Source organism: Pseudomonas sp. CIP-10, from assembly GCF_020911845.1.
GTDB classification, from domain to species: Bacteria; Pseudomonadota; Gammaproteobacteria; order Pseudomonadales; family Pseudomonadaceae; genus Aquipseudomonas; species Aquipseudomonas alloputida.
The window spans coordinates 640,913-656,162 of the sequence record NZ_CP087160.1; the positions used below are offsets into that span (position 1 = coordinate 640,913).

Consider the following 15,250-nt stretch of genomic DNA (forward strand, 5'->3'; position numbering starts at 1 on the left):
GGGCCATAAAATTGTGAGGCCGCGTGTTAATAAGTAGCGTGCTTTTAATTCAAGAAAATTAAATCTACGCGGGGTGCCATTGATGCTTTATTTCCTGCCATTGGGTGTCTGACAACCACTTGTCTGCCACCGGAAAGAAAATATTCTCCTCGGCATCCATATGGTCATAATATTTCTTGATGAAGTCTTCGATCGTGTCGGCGATTACTCTCGCTTCTTGCGTTGACTGCTCCAACATCTTGAGCTGTCCGGCAATTCGCTTGAAGGCTTTATGATCTTGCTCGATCGCCATGACCCGTTGGTGAATCGGTGCGTCGGTTGCCAGCAAGGCCAGCCGAATAAGCTCTTCATTTTCATGGTGGTGTCGCTCTGCATCACCATGCAAGGCTTCCAGCTGCTTAAACAACAGCTTGCAGTCATCGGCACCCGCGGATCCGTGCCTTATCCTCTCCAGTAACTCTTTGATCTGAGTAATTTTGGTAGCCACCTCATGATGATAGGCGTGCAGCTCTTTCAACATGGCGTTCATGCTAAGTCCTCATCACTACACCAAGCCGTTACAGATTAAATATTATTATTAAGCAATCTCCAAGGATAGCTGCACGTGTCGGCCTACATCTAATCCTTTAATTATAGTCTAGTGCGAAACGCTCACCTTCAAAAAAGCCGCCCCCTTGGAAGATTTCGAAATATCAATTTGATGTCTCTATGCATTGCAAGAAGACGCAGGCACACCAGGATCGCTTGCGTGCTGTCCTTGAACAGCGGGGGGCTGAGCACAACAGGAGGTGCAAGGGGCTGCGTGCTATGCACGTAGGTCGGGGGTGGATACCCGCGGATTGTGACTGCTGTTTTTAAAGGCTTGTTAAATTAAGAAGCCGGCTTATGGTTGGTTTTTAAAAACTATTCATATGATTAGTATTGGTTTTTAACCTTTTTAAAGCGTTGAAACCCGCCACTTTTGGGTCGTTTTTGACCGGCTTTTTCTGCGACTTATGACGGCTGATTCATGGGAGGATCGTAATCAGCCTTCATGGGTATGCTCCGCACCATCACGGTGAATAGGCTTCTTCTGAGCCGGCTTTGAGTGGTGATCACTGCCGGTTTCGTCATGGCCGTGGTGTTCAGGTGCGGGCTCTGGTGATGGTGATTTGGGATGGTGTGCCTCTGCATGTCCCCTGTCATGATGATCTCTCCCCGAGACTGCCTCTGCAGGGTGATTGGGCACGTTGTCGCCGTGTTGGCCTTCATGGCTGTGCATTTCACTTTCACCTCCACCATGCTGGTGACCGCCACTGATCGCTACCATCGCGTTGTACTGTTGGGCGTTCATCTGGGGTAGTTGATCCAGAAATGCAACGAGTCCCCAGATGTACTCATCGCCCATGCTCTTGCCCCAGGCAGGCATGCCAGAGGCTTTGATGCCGTGCTTGATGGTCCAGAATGCTACGGCGGGTTTACCACCGATCCCAAGCTTGCCAAGGTTGGGAGGAGACGGATAAAGCGCCTGGCTGAGCTCTGTTTTCTCGACGCCAGGGGCAAGATGGCAACCGATGCACATGGCGTTGTAGTTGCCGGCGCCGACACGAATCAGGTTTTCATCCTTGAGGTTCGGTACCTCGATGTTTCTTGCGCGTACCTCAATGGAGCGATCCCGAGCCATGACCAGAAATGCATGCACTGCAGGGAAATGCGGATCGTCAGCGCCGACGTTGACCAGGCCAAGGTAAGCTGCACCCAATACCCCTGCACTGGCCGCGGCACCCGCTACTACGAGCGTTGTAATTGTTCTTTTCATGTAAGGCTCTCAAAACCACATGCGGATACCGGCAACGAAACGCGCTTCATCCACATCCCCACCCTCATCGCGGATGAAGTCTGCGGTCTTGCCGTAGGAGCGGCTCCAGGTGACGCCTATGTAGGGTGCGAACTGACGGACGATTTCATACCGTAGCCGCAGTCCGACTTCGGTATTCGCGAGGCCGGAACCTACGTCGCGCGCGGGATCGTTCTTGCCATAGAAATTGGCTTCAACTGTTGGCTGCAGGACGAGGCGATTAGTCAGGAGAATGTCGTAGTCGCCTTCCAGACGAGCGGCGGTCTGACCGTTTTCACCGATGAATGCAGTGGCTTCGGCTTCGAAGTCGTAAAGTGCCATACCCTGAATACCGAACGCCGCCCAGGTCTGGGGGGATTCGGGTTTGAAGTCCTGGCGCACCCCGGCAACCACATCCCACCAGGGGCTTATAGAACGGCCATAGAGGACTTGCAACTCGGCATCTTCAGTGACGCCGTTAGTGCGTTCACCTTCGGAGCGGAGCCAGAGCCGGTTGATATCGCCGCCTATCCAGCCAGAAGCGTCCCACGACAGCGCACTGCCGTCGTCTGCGTCCTGATACTCCAGTTGATCCAGCAAGAAGAAGCTGTTGATCGCGCTGTCGTGCATCTGATGCCCGCCCAGTGGGGGGAAGGCCGCTTGGCGGTCCGCGTCCGTTAGTTCGGGAATCGGGGTACGGCTGCTGGTCGCAGGCTCGCCAGAGCCATGGTTCATCGTAGAGTGATCCATCGCCCCATGGTCCATGCCTGGCATCGAGTCATGCGACGGGGCCCTGCCCATTTTCATGGACCCGTGCCCCATTGCCGAATGGTCCATTTCGTCAGCGGCAAAGCTGGGCACAGCGCCTAGCATGCCGGCTGAAAGGGTCAAGGCCAGCAGCGATGGTCGCGCCAGGCTATTGGCCATCTTTCCCTGCCTTAGCTTTGTCGCTGCCATGTGATTCCATCATTTTTTTGTGGTCCATGCCCTTCATCGAGTCATGGTCCATACCCATCATGGATTCATGATCCATGCCCTTCATCGAGTCATGATCCATACCCATCATGGATCCATGATCCATGCCCTGGGAACCTTTGCCTTTCGCAGCATCGGCAGTTTTCTGGGCGTGCTGCTCATGGTCATCGCTGGACCACGACAACGGGGCATAAATAGCAAACAGGCCAGCCATCGCAGCGGAGAGGAAAAACGTGCTTCGTTTCATTGGTTTGCTCATCTCGGATCTCCCGTTCATTCGTCCACACGGACTTCTCGGAACATGCCCGTTTCCATATGGAACATGAGGTGACAGTGATAGGCCCAACGCCCCAAAGCATCCGCAGTTACGCGATAGCTTCGTTTTGAGCCTGGTGGCATGTCGATGGTGTGTTTTCGAACCATGAAGTTGCCGTTCTCATCCTCCAGGTCGCTCCACATGCCATGAAGGTGGATGGGGTGAGTCATCATGGTGTCGTTAATCAAGGTGATACGAAGGCGCTCTCCGTACTTGAGGCGCAGGGGGGCGGCATCGGAAAACTTGATGCCGTCGAAGGACCAGGCGAATTTCTCCATGTGACCCGTCAGGTGCAGCTCGATATTCCGGCTAGGCTCTCGTCCATCTGGGTCGATGAAGGTGCTCCGCAGGTCTGCATAGGTCAGGACGCGGCGGCCGTTGTTACGTAGCCCGATGCCCGGGTCATCCAATTTTGCCGTTGGGGTCATCGTCTGCATGTCGACCAATGGGTTGTTGAGCTCTGAGTCTGGATGACTCTGCATTTCCTTACTCATGCCGGCCATGCTGCCGTGGTCCATGCCAGCCATCTTGCTGTGATCCATGCCGGCCATGCTGCCGTGGTCCGTGCCAGCCATCTTGCTGTGATCCATGCCGGCCATGCTGCCGTGGTCCATGCCAGCCATCTTGCTGTGATCCACGCCGGCCATGCTGCCGTGGTCCGTGCCAGCCATCTTGCTGTGATCCATGCCGGCCATGCTGCCGTGGTCCGTGCCAGCCATTTTGCTGTGATCCATGCCGGCCATGCTGCTGTGGTCCATGCCCATATCATTCATGGAAATGAGGGGGCGTGGGTCAACGGTTGGAACAGCAGCTTGCAAGCCTTCACGGATGGCCAGGGTGCCCCTGGAAAAGCCCGTACGGTCCATGGATTGAGCGAAGATGGTGTATGCCTGTTCGTCTTCTGGCTCAACAATGACATCGTAGGTTTCGGCTACTGCGATACGGAACTCGTCGACCGAGACCGGATGGACATACTGCCCATCCGCTGCAACCACTGTCATTTTCAGGCCAGGAATGCGTACATCGAAATACGTCATGGCGGAGCCGTTGATGAACCGAAGCCGGATTTTCTCGCCAGGCTTGAAAACACCCGTCCAATTTCCATCCGGAGCCTGGCCGTTCATGAGGTAGGTGTAGGTATACCCGCTCACATCCGCGAGATCAGTGGGGCTCATCTTCATCTCGGCCCACATCTTGCGATCGGCCATCGCAGCAGACCAGCCCATTTCGCTTACGTCGTTGACGAAGTCACCCACGGTCCGCTTGTGGAAGTTGTAGTAGTCAGACTGCTTCTTAAGCTTGGATAGAACGTGGGCAGGGTCCTCATCCGTCCAGTCGCTTAGCATAACCACGTAATCCCGGTCATAGGCGAAAGGCTCGGGTTCTTTCGCGTCGATGACCAGTGCGCCATACACCCCGACTTGCTCCTGGAAGCCCGAGTGGCTGTGGTACCAGTAGGTGCCGTTTTGATGGAGTTTGAACTTGTACTCATACATGCCATCTGGTGCGATGCCATGGAAGCTCAGGCCTGGGACACCGTCCATGTTCGCCGGCAGGATGATGCCGTGCCAGTGGATCGAGGTGTCCTGTTTCAAGCGGTTGCGCACACGAAGCGTAACGATATCGCCTTCACGCCACCGAAGCGTTGGGCCAGGTACAGAACCATTGATTGCCATGGCTGTCCGTTTTGCACCTGTGATATTCACCGGCAGTTCACCGATGTAGAGATCAAAGTCGGTGCCCGTCAGCACATTCGGCTGGCCAGGACTGGTCAACGCCCACACTGGCATGCGCCACATGCCCAACCCGCCGAGTATTCCGGTAGCAGCCAGGCCTTTGACGAAGGAGCGTCTGGTGGTTTTACTTTGCATGCCGTTGCGCCCACTCATATGGATTGCTGGTGTCCAGGCTGCTGGATGTAGCAACCTACGGTTTCAATAGCGCTCCCATCAGCCTCGACGACGTTCAAAAGAGCACAAGCTTTACGGGGGAAAGAAGCTCGACGCTGCCATCGTTTTGATGCTGGGGTAATTACATTTTTGGAAGCGCGTCTCAGCAACTCGTGTGCCGGTTTGCTTGCCTTCCTAATCAAGCGGACAGGCCTGATGGCGCTATGCTCAAGGACAATCTAGCTACCTGATGCTGTCAGATAACTGAGCCCGACATTACTTTTCTGTCAGCTTCCCGTGGGTTGCGTTACTTGCTGCAAACTGAAAGGGCCAAGAGCAGGGGGCAATTTCTTCATTGCGAGTAATGGGCAGGGCTTCTCCTTGGCGCAACGGGTAAAGAAGACCGAGTAACCTCGTACCAAGGAACAGCACTTCGCTTGCGCCTCAATACGCAATCACTCACAAACTACGATGAAATGCTGACGCGATTCCGTGTATCACGCTGCTCGACAGTTCTGGGGTGATCAAGCTATTGAGCCGTCAATGGCTTCGACGATGCTATCCCGAGATTTTCAGGCCAAGTGAGAAATAGCTTGCCTTCATTCTCATGCCGACTTGGCACAGATAGATGCGGGGGATGTGCTTTGACAGAGCATGGGCTGACCTTGGCCTAGCACAAATTCTCTTTTACTTCAGAGGGTTAGGAATTAAAAAGCCGGCTTGTGGCCGGCTTCTCGGGGACGCTTCCGACTAATTTATGGTAAGTCGCAATCGCCTTAACTGTGTGGCCATCAAGGGCCTGAAAGAGATGGCAGATGCCCGTGTGGGATATCGCCGAGCCCTCTGGAACGCGGCTCGCGCCGGTCGGGGCTTAATGTGCGGCGTAGCATACAAGGGCGGGCGGCGGATGCCCAGCAAAAAATTGCCCAGGGCGCTTCAACTGGGCCGCTGCTGGCGGAAATGTGACCAGTGGAACACCCAGCCAAGAATTTCCAGGCCCTGCGCCTGACGCTGGGCAGCGGTGTAGCGTTCGACCGTGTAGTTGCGCCGGTCATGGCTGTGCAGGTACAGGGTGCCGTGCGGGCCAAGACTGAGGTTGTTTACCCTGAGCATGCCGTTTTGCAGCAGGGCATAGGTTTCGCCCTCGACCACCCGGGTCATGCCCAGATCAATGGCCAGGGTAGCTTCCAGGGGAATCAGCGGGAGCATGTTGCTGGCCGGCATTGCCAGGCAGATTGCGTTGCCGGCTTGCACACCCAAACCCTTCAGGGCTTTTGCCGGCAAGCGCAGGTGCTTGCTGCTCACTGGCGACAGCAAGCCGTTGCTCACTTCGTAGTAGGGCACCTTCAATAACCGGCCACGATGGCTCGACAGCGGGGTAAGCGGGTTGGCGGGCACTGGCCGTGGAAGGCCGTTGCGCAGGAGTGGATTGGGGTGTTTGGGGCCTTCACCGGTGCGCAGCCAGCGTCGGTGCACACAGAACAGATCGGCCAGTTCATCCAGCCGGGCCAAAGGTACACCGCGTTTGAACCAGTTGTTGACGTGCTGTGCTGTGACGCTGCGCTGGGCGGCGAAATCGGAAGGGGTCAGGCCACATTCTTGGAGCAGGGCCCTGAGGCGGTCGCCGGAAGTGTTCATGGCGGCGAGTGTAGCGGCGAATTGCCAGACAGGATATGAACCGGATGTTGACGGGGTTTGTATGAAAAGTGGTTGTTTGTAAGGCTCTGGTGTAGGACGGCGTAGGATTTATTACCAGTAATGTGCGTATTGCCCATTCCTGCATAAAAAAACCCCGCCTAAGCGGGGTTTCTCCTGCAATCGGAATCAGCCCTTGTAGGCAGCGACCGATTTGGTGATCGCGGCACGGGCGGCGTCGGCGCCTTCCCAGCCTTCGATCTTGACCCACTTGCCCTTCTCGAGATCTTTGTAGTTGGCAAAGAAGTGCTCGATCTGCTGGATCAGCAGGGCTGGCAGGTCGGTGTATTCCTTGACGTCAACGTACAGCTGCGACAGCTTGTCGTGAGGAACAGCGATGACCTTGGCGTCGCCGCCACCGTCGTCGGTCATGTTCAGCACGCCAACCGGACGGGCGCGGATAACCGAGCCTGGGGCCACTGGGTAAGGGGTAACCACCAGCACGTCCAGCGGGTCACCGTCGTCAGCCAGGGTGTTCGGGATGAAGCCATAGTTGGCTGGGTAGAACATTGGGGTAGCCATGAAACGGTCGACGAACAGCGTGTCGCTGTCCTTGTCGATTTCGTATTTGATCGGCGCGTGGTTGGCCGGGATCTCGATGGCGACGTAGATGTCGTTCGGCAGGTCTTTGCCCGCCGGAATCTTGCTGTAGCTCATTGGGCAGTGCCCCCGTGTTTGACCAAAAAGTGGCGGCGATTATAGGCACATTCTGCCGGGGCATGCCACGCTTGGCCTGATGTGCGGGCCCGTCAGGCGTGGCTTTCGCGGTACTCGGGGTGTTCCGCCTGCAGCTGGCACAGGCGCGCCAGCGGGTCTTGCCGGTAGAACAGCGACAACTGGCGGTAGACCTGTGGATAAGCCTGATGAAGCAGGTCGGGGGCACTAAAGAAGTACTCGCTGGTAACGGCAAAGAACTCTGCCGGGTTTTCCGCAGCGTAGGGGTCGATGGCGGTTTCGGCGTCGGGGTTGGCGTCCAGTTGGTGGTTGAGGTCGTCGTAGGCCTGCTGCATGGCTGTTGCCCACTCATCAACTGGCATGCTGCTGTGCAGCGGTGGCAGGCCGTTGGCATCGCCATTGAGCATGTCGAGCTTGTGCGCCAGCTCATGGATGACCAGGTTGTAAGCCTCCCAGCCACCACTGGCCTGCACGCCGTTCCAGGCCAGGATGATCGGCCCCTGCTGCCACGCCTCGCCGCTGTGTTCGCCGTCCCACACATGCTCAACGCCGCTGGCATCGCGATGGCGTTGCGGGCTCTTGAAGTCGTCTGGGTACAGGATGATTTCGTGGAAACCCTGGTACCAGTTCAGCTCACCCAGGTGAAGCAGCGGTAACTGTGCCTGGGCGGCCAGCATCAGGCGCTGCTCGTCGTCCAGCTCGACACCGGGCAGGCAGGTGAGGTGCTTGTCGAGCAGGAACAGGATGCAGGCTTCGCGCAGCCAGCGGTCTTCAGCGTCGCTGATGCCGTCCAGCATCGGCAGCCGCTCGCGTACGGCCTGCCATTGCTGTGGCGTGATCGGGTAACGCGCCAGAGTACGCTTGCGCCGCCAGGCGCTGAATGACCACATGCCGTTTGTTCTTTACCTGTTCAGTGAGCCTTGGCCGTACGGCCCAGGCGCCCACGCAGCAAGCCGAGAATCATCGGCACCAGCGACAGGATGATGATGCCCACCACCATCAGCGACAGGTGCTGCTTGATGAACGGCACGTTGCCGAAGAAGTAGCCCAAGGTGACCAGGCCGCCGACCCAAAGCAGCGAACCGGCAACGCTAAAGCCGAGGAAGCGTGGGTAGTGCATGTGGGCGATGCCCGCGACGAACGGTGCGAAGGTGCGCAAGATGGGCAGGAAGCGCGCCATGGTCACGGTCTTGCCGCCATGGCGTTCATAGAAATCGTGGGTACGCTGCAGGTAGTCGCGGCGGAAGATCTTGGAGTTGGGGTTGTTGAACAAACGCTCGCCGGCTGTTCGGCCGATCACGTAATTGGTGCTGTCGCCCAGGATTGCAGCGGCCATCAGCAGGCCGGCCAGCAGCACCGGGTCCATGCCGCCACCCGCCGCCACGGCGCCGGCGATGAACAGCAGCGAGTCGCCTGGCAGGAATGGCATCACTACCAGGCCGGTTTCGCAGAAGATCACGGTGAACAGGATGGCGTAGATCCAGGGACCGTAATTGGTGACCAGCAGATCGAGGTAGGCATCGAGATGCAGGATAAGGTCCAGCGGGTTGAAATCCATGTACAGCACCTGTGTTCTTGGGCGTAGGCTTGGTTACCGGGGGGAGGGTAAATTTTCACACATGACAGGTGAGCCATTATACGGCTAAGTCAGGAACATGCCCGGAGAGTTTGTAGCGGGGGGTTACGGTAGAGGGGTATTCCTTTGCCAACCGCTTCGCGGGCACGCCCGCTCCCACAAGGATCACTACCTTGCTTGTGGAAGCGGGCGGTGCCAGTCAATCCTGGCTGATTGGCAGGATGTAGCTCTTGAACTCGGTATCCTCACGAAACCCGATGGATTCGTAAGTCTTGTGCGCCACTTCATTGTTCGCGCTGGTTGACACGCGCATGCGCACGGCATTGGTCTCCTTGGCCATTTTCTTCGCTTCGCGAATCAGGTGGTCGGCGACCAGCATGCGCCGGGAGTCCTCGGCTACATAGATATCGTTGAGAATCCATACCCGCTTCAACGACAGCGACGAGTAGCTCGGGTACAGCTGGCAAAAGCCCAGCAGTTTGCCGTCGTCATCATCCGGAAGTGCCAGGTAAATCACCGATTCGTCCCGCTTCAGGCGCTTTTCCAAAAAACTGCGCGAGCTGTCGGGGTAGGGCAGTTGCCCGTAGAACTCACGGTATTTGACGAACAACGGGGTGAGCAGGTCGAGGTGTTCCAGGGTTGCTTTGATGATGCGCATGTGCGGCCCTCAGAGTCCATTTGGGAAACAGCGGAATGCCAGCAGCGTTCAAGGGCATGCTGCCCAATGCACGGCACAAGTGCAATCCGCCTTCCGTGACAGGTTTTTTACTCTTTGCCGAGCAGGAAGTTACCTTTCTGGCTGGCGCTGTCTTCATTCTCCAGGCTATGGACCTCGGCTTCGTCCTTCAGATTCACCCCGGAAAGCTGGCGCCGGCAGGCTTCGCGCATCAAGTACAACAGGCGGTGCGCCGCCATGCCATAGCTCAGCCCCTCCAGGCGGATATTGGAAATGCAGTTGCGGTAGGCATCGGTCAGGCCGACCTTGGGTGCGTAAGTGAAATACAGGCCAAGGCTGTCGGGCGAGCTCAGCCCCGGGCGCTCGCCGATCAGCATCACCGTCATCCGGGCGCCCAGCAGCTCGCCGACCTCGTCGGCCACTGCCACGCGGCCCTGCTGCACCAGTACCACCGGGGCGCTGGTCCAGCCGTCGGCGGCAGCCTGTTCGTCGAAGCGGGTCAGGAACGGTAGCGTGTGGCGATGCACGGCCAGTGCCGAGAGGCCGTCAGCCACCACGATGGCCAGATCGACGCCGCCGGGGTTGGCCTGGGCGTGCTGGCGAAGCGTCGTAATCGAGTCTTCGTTCAGCCGCCGTCCAAGGTCCGGGCGCTGCAGGTACTGGTGGCGGTCGCTGGCAGCGCTGTGCAACACCAGGCTTTCGCGCCCGCGGTCACTCAGCTGGCTGGCCAGGCCGGCGTGGTCGAAAGCCAGGTGCACGGCATCTCGTGCCTGGGCATGGGCGAACTGGAAGTCCAGCTGCGCCCCGGTCGGCAGGCTGGTGCCGGTGCGGCCCAGGGCGATGCGCGCCGGGGTCAGGTTGCGCAGGGCCAGCCAAGGGTTGTCGGGGGTAGGCGTGCGATGGTCCATGGTCGTCCCTATGCAAGCTGTGCCAAGGCCTGGCGGAAAGCCGGCGGCAGGTTGTCACCGAAGCGCACCCGGCCATCGGCCTGGGTGAAGATGCCGGTGCGGGCCAGCCATGCCTCGAATTCCGGGCCGGGCTTCAGGCCCAGGGTCTGGCGCGCGTACAACGCGTCGTGGAACGAGGTGGTCTGGTAGTTGAGCATGATGTCGTCGGAGCCGGGGATGCCCATGATGAAGTTGATGCCGGCCACACCCAGCAGCGTCAGCAAGGTGTCCATGTCGTCCTGATCGGCTTCGGCATGGTTGGTGTAGCAGATATCGCAACCCATCGGCACGCCCAGCAGCTTGCCGCAGAAATGGTCTTCGAGGCCGGCGCGGATGATCTGCTTGCCGTTGTAGAGGTATTCCGGGCCAATGAAACCGACCACGGTGTTGACCAGGAACGGCTTGAAGTGGCGAGCCACGGCATAGGCGCGGGTTTCGCAGGTCTGCTGGTCGACGCCGTGGTGGGCGTTGGCCGAGAGCGCGCTGCCCTGGCCGGTTTCGAAATACATCAGGTTCTGCCCGAGGGTGCCGCGTTTCAGCGACAGACCCGCTTCGTAGCCTTCCTGCAACACGTTCAGGTTGATGCCGAAGCCGGCGTTGGCCGCCTCTGTGCCGGCGATGGACTGGAACACCAGGTCCAGTGGCACGCCGCGGTTGATTGCTTCAATCGAGGTGGTGACGTGGGTCAGCACGCAGGACTGGGTGGGGATGTCGTAGCGCTGGATGATGGCGTCGAGCATTTCCAGCAGGGCGCAGATCGAAGCGATGCTGTCGGTGGCCGGGTTGATGCCGATCATGGCGTCGCCGTTGCCGTACAGCAAACCGTCGAGAATGCTGGCGGCAATACCGGCCGGTTCGTCTGTCGGGTGGTTGGGTTGCAGCCGGGTCGACAGGCGCCCGCGCAGGCCCATGGTGCCGCGGAACCGGGTGACCACGCGGATTTTCTGCGCCACCAGCACCAGGTCCTGCACGCGCATGATCTTCGAAACGGCAGCGGCCATTTCCGGGGTCAACCCGGGCGCCAGGGCGCGCAGGCTGTCTTCGTTGGCTTCCTCGCTCAGCAGCCAGTCGCGCAGGCCACCCACGGTCAGGTGGCTGACCGGGGCGAAGGCCTGGGCATCGTGGGTGTCGATGATCAGGCGGGTCACTTCATCTGCTTCGTAAGGGATCAGTGCTTCATTGAGAAAGTGCGTCAGCGGAATATTGGCCAACGCCATCTGCGCGGCGACGCGCTCACCGTCGTTGCTGGCCGCGACACCTGCCAGGCAGTCCCCGGAGCGTGCCGGGCTGGCCTTGGCCATCACGTCCTTGAGGCTGTCGAAGCGGTAGACCAAGTGGCCGACCGTGTGTACGAAACTTGCCATACAGAATCTCCAGAGCCGCGGGTTGCCCCGCGGCGGGTGGCGGCGATCAGTGCAGGGCCTCTTCGGCCTTCTGGATGGCGGCGAATTCCTCTTCCGGTGTGCCCGCAACCAGGTGGTGGCGGCTGTAGAAAGCAAAGTAGGCAATTAATACCGCATAGATCACTGCAGCGCCAATGACTACTCGCGGGTCAACCAGGAATCCGGCGACCACGGCGATGCACGCCAGCACCAGCGCCAGGCCGGATGTGAAGATGCCACCCGGGGTGCGGTAGGGGCGTTCCATCTTTGGCCGGCGGATGCGCAGGGTGATGTGCGCAGCCATCATCAGCACGTAAGACAGGGTAGCGCCAAACACTGCCACCAGGATCAGCAAGTCACCCTGGCCCGTCAGCGACAGGGCAAACCCGATGATGCCAGGGATGACCAAGGCCAGTACCGGGGCCTTGCTCTTGTTGGTTTCCGACAGTTTGCGCGGCAGGTAACCGGCGCGGGACAGGGCGAAGATCTGCCGGGAATAGGCATAGATGATCGAGAAGAAGCTGGCGATCAGCCCGGCCAGACCGACCAGGTTGACGAACCCGCCCATCCAGGTGGAGCCGCCGTAGGCCTTCGACAGGGCTTCGACCAGCGGGTTACCGGAGGCCTTCAGCGCCTCGGAGCCTGCGCCGCCTGGGCCGACCACCAGGATCAGCAAGGCGAAGGCCAGCAGTACCAGCATGGCGCCGATCAGGCCGCGTGGCAGGTCACGCTTGGGGTTCTTGGTTTCTTCTGCGGCCAGCGGCACGCCCTCGACGGCAAGGAAGAACCAGATGGCGTAGGGGATGGCTGCCCACACGCCGACATAGCCAAACGGCAGGAAGCTGCTGGCGCCGACGGCGTCCGTTTTGGCGATGTCGAACAGGTTGGCTGCATCAAAATGGGGCACCATGCCTATCAGGAATACGGCCAGGGCAATGGCGGCGATGGCGGTGATGATGAACATCAGCTTCAGTGCCTCACCCACGCCGAAAATGTGGATGCTGATGAACACGATGTAGAACGCCAGGTAGATCATCCAGCCGCCGATACCGAACAGCGATTGACAGTAGGCGCCGATGAACACCGCGATGGCGGCAGGGGCGATGGCGTATTCGATCAGGATCGCCGTGCCGGTCAAAAAGCCGCCCCAGGGGCCGAAGGCACTGCGGGCAAAGCCATAGCCACCGCCAGCGGTGGGGATCATCGACGACAGCTCGGCCAGCGAGAAGCACATGCACAGGTACATGGTTGCCATCAGCAAGGTGGCCAGGAACATGCCGCCCCAGCCGCCCTGCGCCAGGCCGAAGTTCCAGCCGGCGTAATCGCCGGAAATGACGTACGCCACGCCCAGGCCGACCAGCAGTACCCAACCGGCGGCGCCTTTTTTCAGTTCACGTTGCTGGAAATAGTCAGAGCCGACTTTCTCGAAGTCGACGGAAGAGCCTGCCGGCGATCCGGCGGAATGTTCGCTTGGCATAGATTCACCTGTTTTTTTTCTTGGTGGCCGGAAGGGTTCCGGGCCGATGGTGATGGGTGCTGCAGGAAGCGAGCCAGAGCGGCTGGTGCACGGTTGCCGCCCTGGGTTTAAGGTATGCCGGCCTGGCCTCTTCGGGGTTGAACCCGCTCCTACAGGCATTGCGCAAGATTCAACACCAGCGCAGGACCTGTAGGAGCGGGTTTACCCGCGAAGAAGGCGACGCGGTCTAGAAGAAGCCCAACGGGTTGATGTCGTAGCTCACCAGCAGGTTCTTGGTCTGCTGATAGTGATCCAGCATCATCTTGTGCGTCTCACGCCCAACCCCCGACTTCTTGTAACCGCCGAACGCGGCATGCGCCGGGTACAGGTGGTAGCAGTTGGTCCACACACGGCCAGCCTTGATGCCGCGGCCCATGCGGTAGGCACGGTTGATGTCGCGGGTCCACACACCGGCGCCCAGGCCGAACTCGGTGTCGTTGGCAATCGCCAGTGCTTCGGCTTCGTCCTTGAAGGTGGTGACGCTGACCACCGGGCCGAAGATTTCTTCCTGGAACACGCGCATCTTGTTGTTGCCCTTGAGCAGGGTCGGCTGGATGTAGTAACCGGTAGCCAGCGAACCTTCCAGCTTCTCGACCTTGCCGCCGGTGAGCAACTCGGCGCCTTCGTCCTGGGCGATCTGCAGGTACGAGAGGATCTTTTCGAACTGCTGCTGCGAGGCCTGGGCGCCGACCATGGTGTCGGTGTCCAGCGGGTCGCCGCGCTTGATCTGCAGCACCTTCTTCATCACCACTTCCATGAACTGCGGATAGATCGACTCTTGCACCAGGGCTCGCGACGGGCAGGTGCACACTTCACCCTGGTTGAAGAACGCCAGCACCATGCCTTCTGCCGCCTTCTCGATGAAGCTTGGCTCGGCCTGCATGATGTCTTCGAAGTACACGTTCGGCGACTTGCCACCCAGTTCGACGGTGGACGGGATGATGTTCTCGGCGGCGCATTTCATGATGTGCGCGCCGACCGGGGTAGAGCCGGTGAAGGCGATCTTGGCGATGCGTTTGCTGGTGGCCAGGGCTTCACCGGCTTCGCGGCCATAGCCTTGCACTACGTTGAGCACGCCAGGTGGCAACAGGTCGCCAATGACTTCGAGCAGCACGGTGATGCCCAGCGGCGTCTGTTCGGCAGGCTTGAGCACCACGCAGTTACCAGCGGCCAGTGCCGGGGCAAGCTTCCAGGCAGCCATCAGGATCGGGAAGTTCCAGGGGATGATCTGCCCGACCACGCCCAGTGGCTCGTGGATGTGGTAGGCCACGGTGCCTTCATTGATTTCGGCAGCGCCGCCTTCCTGGGCGCGGATGCAGCCAGCGAAATAGCGGAAGTGGTCGACCGCCAGCGGAATGTCGGCGTTGAGGGTTTCGCGGATCGGCTTGCCGTTGTCCCAGGTTTCGGTAATGGCCAGCAATTCGAGGTTCTGCTCGATACGGTCGGCGATCTTCAGCAGCACGTTGGAACGATCCTGCACTGAAGTGCGGCCCCAGGCGTCGGCCGCAGCATGGGCGGCATCCAGGGCCTTCTCGATGTCTTCGGCAGTAGAGCGGGGGAATTCAGCGATCAGCTTGCCATTCACCGGGGAGGTATTTTCGAAGTACTGCCCCTTTACCGGAGTAACGAACTCACCACCGATGTAGTTGCCGTAGCGGCTCTTGAAGGAAACCTTCGCGCCTTCGGTACCGGGATGTGCATAACGCATGGTGTGTCTCCTTGGTATTGTGCTTTTTAGGGAGTTGGAAAGCATAGAGCAAGGGTTGGGCCAGTGTTGGCCACGCCAG

The 15,250-nt window shown here is 59.1% G+C and carries 14 protein-coding genes; all 14 read right to left on the minus strand.

From position 1 onward, the window contains the following. Nucleotides 1–64: 64 nt before the first annotated feature. The 14 genes from LMH93_RS02930 to exaC all read right to left on the minus strand — a co-directional run bounded on the left by LMH93_RS02930 (nt 65) and on the right by exaC (nt 15,171). Complete coding sequence (locus LMH93_RS02930) at nt 65–529, minus strand: hemerythrin domain-containing protein (protein ID WP_003255371.1); 465 nt, start codon at nt 527–529, stop codon at nt 65–67. Between the two features lie 495 nt (nt 530–1,024). Next, nucleotides 1,025–1,798 (minus strand): c-type cytochrome, encoded by a 774-nt coding sequence (locus LMH93_RS02935; RefSeq protein WP_080756829.1) that lies wholly within the window; start codon nt 1,796–1,798, stop codon nt 1,025–1,027. A gap of 9 nt (nt 1,799–1,807) precedes the next feature. After that, on the minus strand, nt 1,808–2,743 hold the full coding sequence (locus LMH93_RS02940) for a copper resistance protein B (RefSeq protein ID WP_003255369.1): 936 nt from the start codon (nt 2,741–2,743) through the stop codon (nt 1,808–1,810). After that, complete coding sequence (locus LMH93_RS02945) at nt 2,733–3,068, minus strand: hypothetical protein (RefSeq protein WP_003255368.1); 336 nt, start codon at nt 3,066–3,068, stop codon at nt 2,733–2,735. The genes LMH93_RS02940 and LMH93_RS02945 overlap by 11 nt, the downstream gene beginning before the upstream one ends. Further along, the gene (locus LMH93_RS02950) at nt 3,065–4,978 is read right to left on the minus strand and encodes a copper resistance system multicopper oxidase (RefSeq protein ID WP_230064817.1); all 1,914 of its coding nucleotides are present in this window, start codon (nt 4,976–4,978) and stop codon (nt 3,065–3,067) included. Before LMH93_RS02950 ends, LMH93_RS02945 begins: the two co-directional genes overlap by 4 nt. A gap of 954 nt (nt 4,979–5,932) precedes the next feature. Beyond that, nucleotides 5,933–6,634, minus strand: a complete 702-nt coding sequence (locus LMH93_RS02955) for a LexA family transcriptional regulator (RefSeq protein ID WP_014861392.1) — start codon at nt 6,632–6,634, stop codon at nt 5,933–5,935. A 186-nt stretch (nt 6,635–6,820) separates the two neighbouring features. After that, entirely contained in the window at nt 6,821–7,348 is a 528-nt protein-coding gene (gene ppa / locus LMH93_RS02960) for an inorganic diphosphatase (RefSeq protein ID WP_003255365.1), read from the minus strand. A gap of 92 nt (nt 7,349–7,440) precedes the next feature. Continuing rightward, complete coding sequence (locus LMH93_RS02965; RefSeq protein WP_019750343.1) at nt 7,441–8,256, minus strand: zinc-dependent peptidase; 816 nt, start codon at nt 8,254–8,256, stop codon at nt 7,441–7,443. Between the two features lie 20 nt (nt 8,257–8,276). Further along, complete coding sequence (locus LMH93_RS02970; RefSeq protein WP_003255361.1) at nt 8,277–8,924, minus strand: DedA family protein; 648 nt, start codon at nt 8,922–8,924, stop codon at nt 8,277–8,279. A 217-nt stretch (nt 8,925–9,141) separates the two neighbouring features. Next, nucleotides 9,142–9,600, minus strand: coding sequence for a GNAT family N-acetyltransferase (locus LMH93_RS02975; protein WP_003255360.1), 459 nt, complete (start codon nt 9,598–9,600; stop codon nt 9,142–9,144). Between the two features lie 107 nt (nt 9,601–9,707). Further along, complete coding sequence (eutC, locus tag LMH93_RS02980; RefSeq protein ID WP_003255358.1) at nt 9,708–10,526, minus strand: ethanolamine ammonia-lyase subunit EutC; 819 nt, start codon at nt 10,524–10,526, stop codon at nt 9,708–9,710. 8 nt (nt 10,527–10,534) lie between these two features. After that, nucleotides 10,535–11,929, minus strand: a complete 1,395-nt coding sequence (locus LMH93_RS02985) for an ethanolamine ammonia-lyase subunit EutB (RefSeq protein WP_003255356.1) — start codon at nt 11,927–11,929, stop codon at nt 10,535–10,537. Between the two features lie 46 nt (nt 11,930–11,975). Then, on the minus strand, nt 11,976–13,424 hold the full coding sequence (gene eat, locus LMH93_RS02990; RefSeq protein WP_003255355.1) for an ethanolamine permease: 1,449 nt from the start codon (nt 13,422–13,424) through the stop codon (nt 11,976–11,978). Nucleotides 13,425–13,650: 226 nt separating this feature from the next. Then, nucleotides 13,651–15,171, minus strand: coding sequence for an acetaldehyde dehydrogenase ExaC (gene exaC, locus LMH93_RS02995; RefSeq protein WP_014861396.1), 1,521 nt, complete (start codon nt 15,169–15,171; stop codon nt 13,651–13,653). Nucleotides 15,172–15,250: the final 79 nt, after the last annotated feature.

Coding starts and splice junctions, on each gene's coding strand:
- LMH93_RS02945 (WP_003255368.1), bottom strand. CDS start 3,068: ATGAACGGGAGATCCGAGATGAGCAAACCAATGAAACGAAGCACGTTT.
- LMH93_RS02955 (WP_014861392.1), bottom strand. CDS start 6,634: ATGAACACTTCCGGCGACCGCCTCAGGGCCCTGCTCCAAGAATGTGGC.
- eutC (WP_003255358.1), bottom strand. CDS start 10,526: ATGGACCATCGCACGCCTACCCCCGACAACCCTTGGCTGGCCCTGCGC.
- LMH93_RS02985 (WP_003255356.1), bottom strand. CDS start 11,929: ATGGCAAGTTTCGTACACACGGTCGGCCACTTGGTCTACCGCTTCGAC.
- LMH93_RS02965 (WP_019750343.1), bottom strand. CDS start 8,256: ATGTGGTCATTCAGCGCCTGGCGGCGCAAGCGTACTCTGGCGCGTTAC.
- LMH93_RS02940 (WP_003255369.1), bottom strand. CDS start 2,743: ATGGCCAATAGCCTGGCGCGACCATCGCTGCTGGCCTTGACCCTTTCA.
- exaC (WP_014861396.1), bottom strand. CDS start 15,171: ATGCGTTATGCACATCCCGGTACCGAAGGCGCGAAGGTTTCCTTCAAG.
- LMH93_RS02930 (WP_003255371.1), bottom strand. CDS start 529: ATGAACGCCATGTTGAAAGAGCTGCACGCCTATCATCATGAGGTGGCT.
- eat (WP_003255355.1), bottom strand. CDS start 13,424: ATGCCAAGCGAACATTCCGCCGGATCGCCGGCAGGCTCTTCCGTCGAC.
- LMH93_RS02950 (WP_230064817.1), bottom strand. CDS start 4,978: ATGCAAAGTAAAACCACCAGACGCTCCTTCGTCAAAGGCCTGGCTGCT.
- LMH93_RS02935 (WP_080756829.1), bottom strand. CDS start 1,798: ATGAAAAGAACAATTACAACGCTCGTAGTAGCGGGTGCCGCGGCCAGT.
- LMH93_RS02970 (WP_003255361.1), bottom strand. CDS start 8,924: ATGGATTTCAACCCGCTGGACCTTATCCTGCATCTCGATGCCTACCTC.
- ppa (WP_003255365.1), bottom strand. CDS start 7,348: ATGAGCTACAGCAAGATTCCGGCGGGCAAAGACCTGCCGAACGACATC.
- LMH93_RS02975 (WP_003255360.1), bottom strand. CDS start 9,600: ATGCGCATCATCAAAGCAACCCTGGAACACCTCGACCTGCTCACCCCG.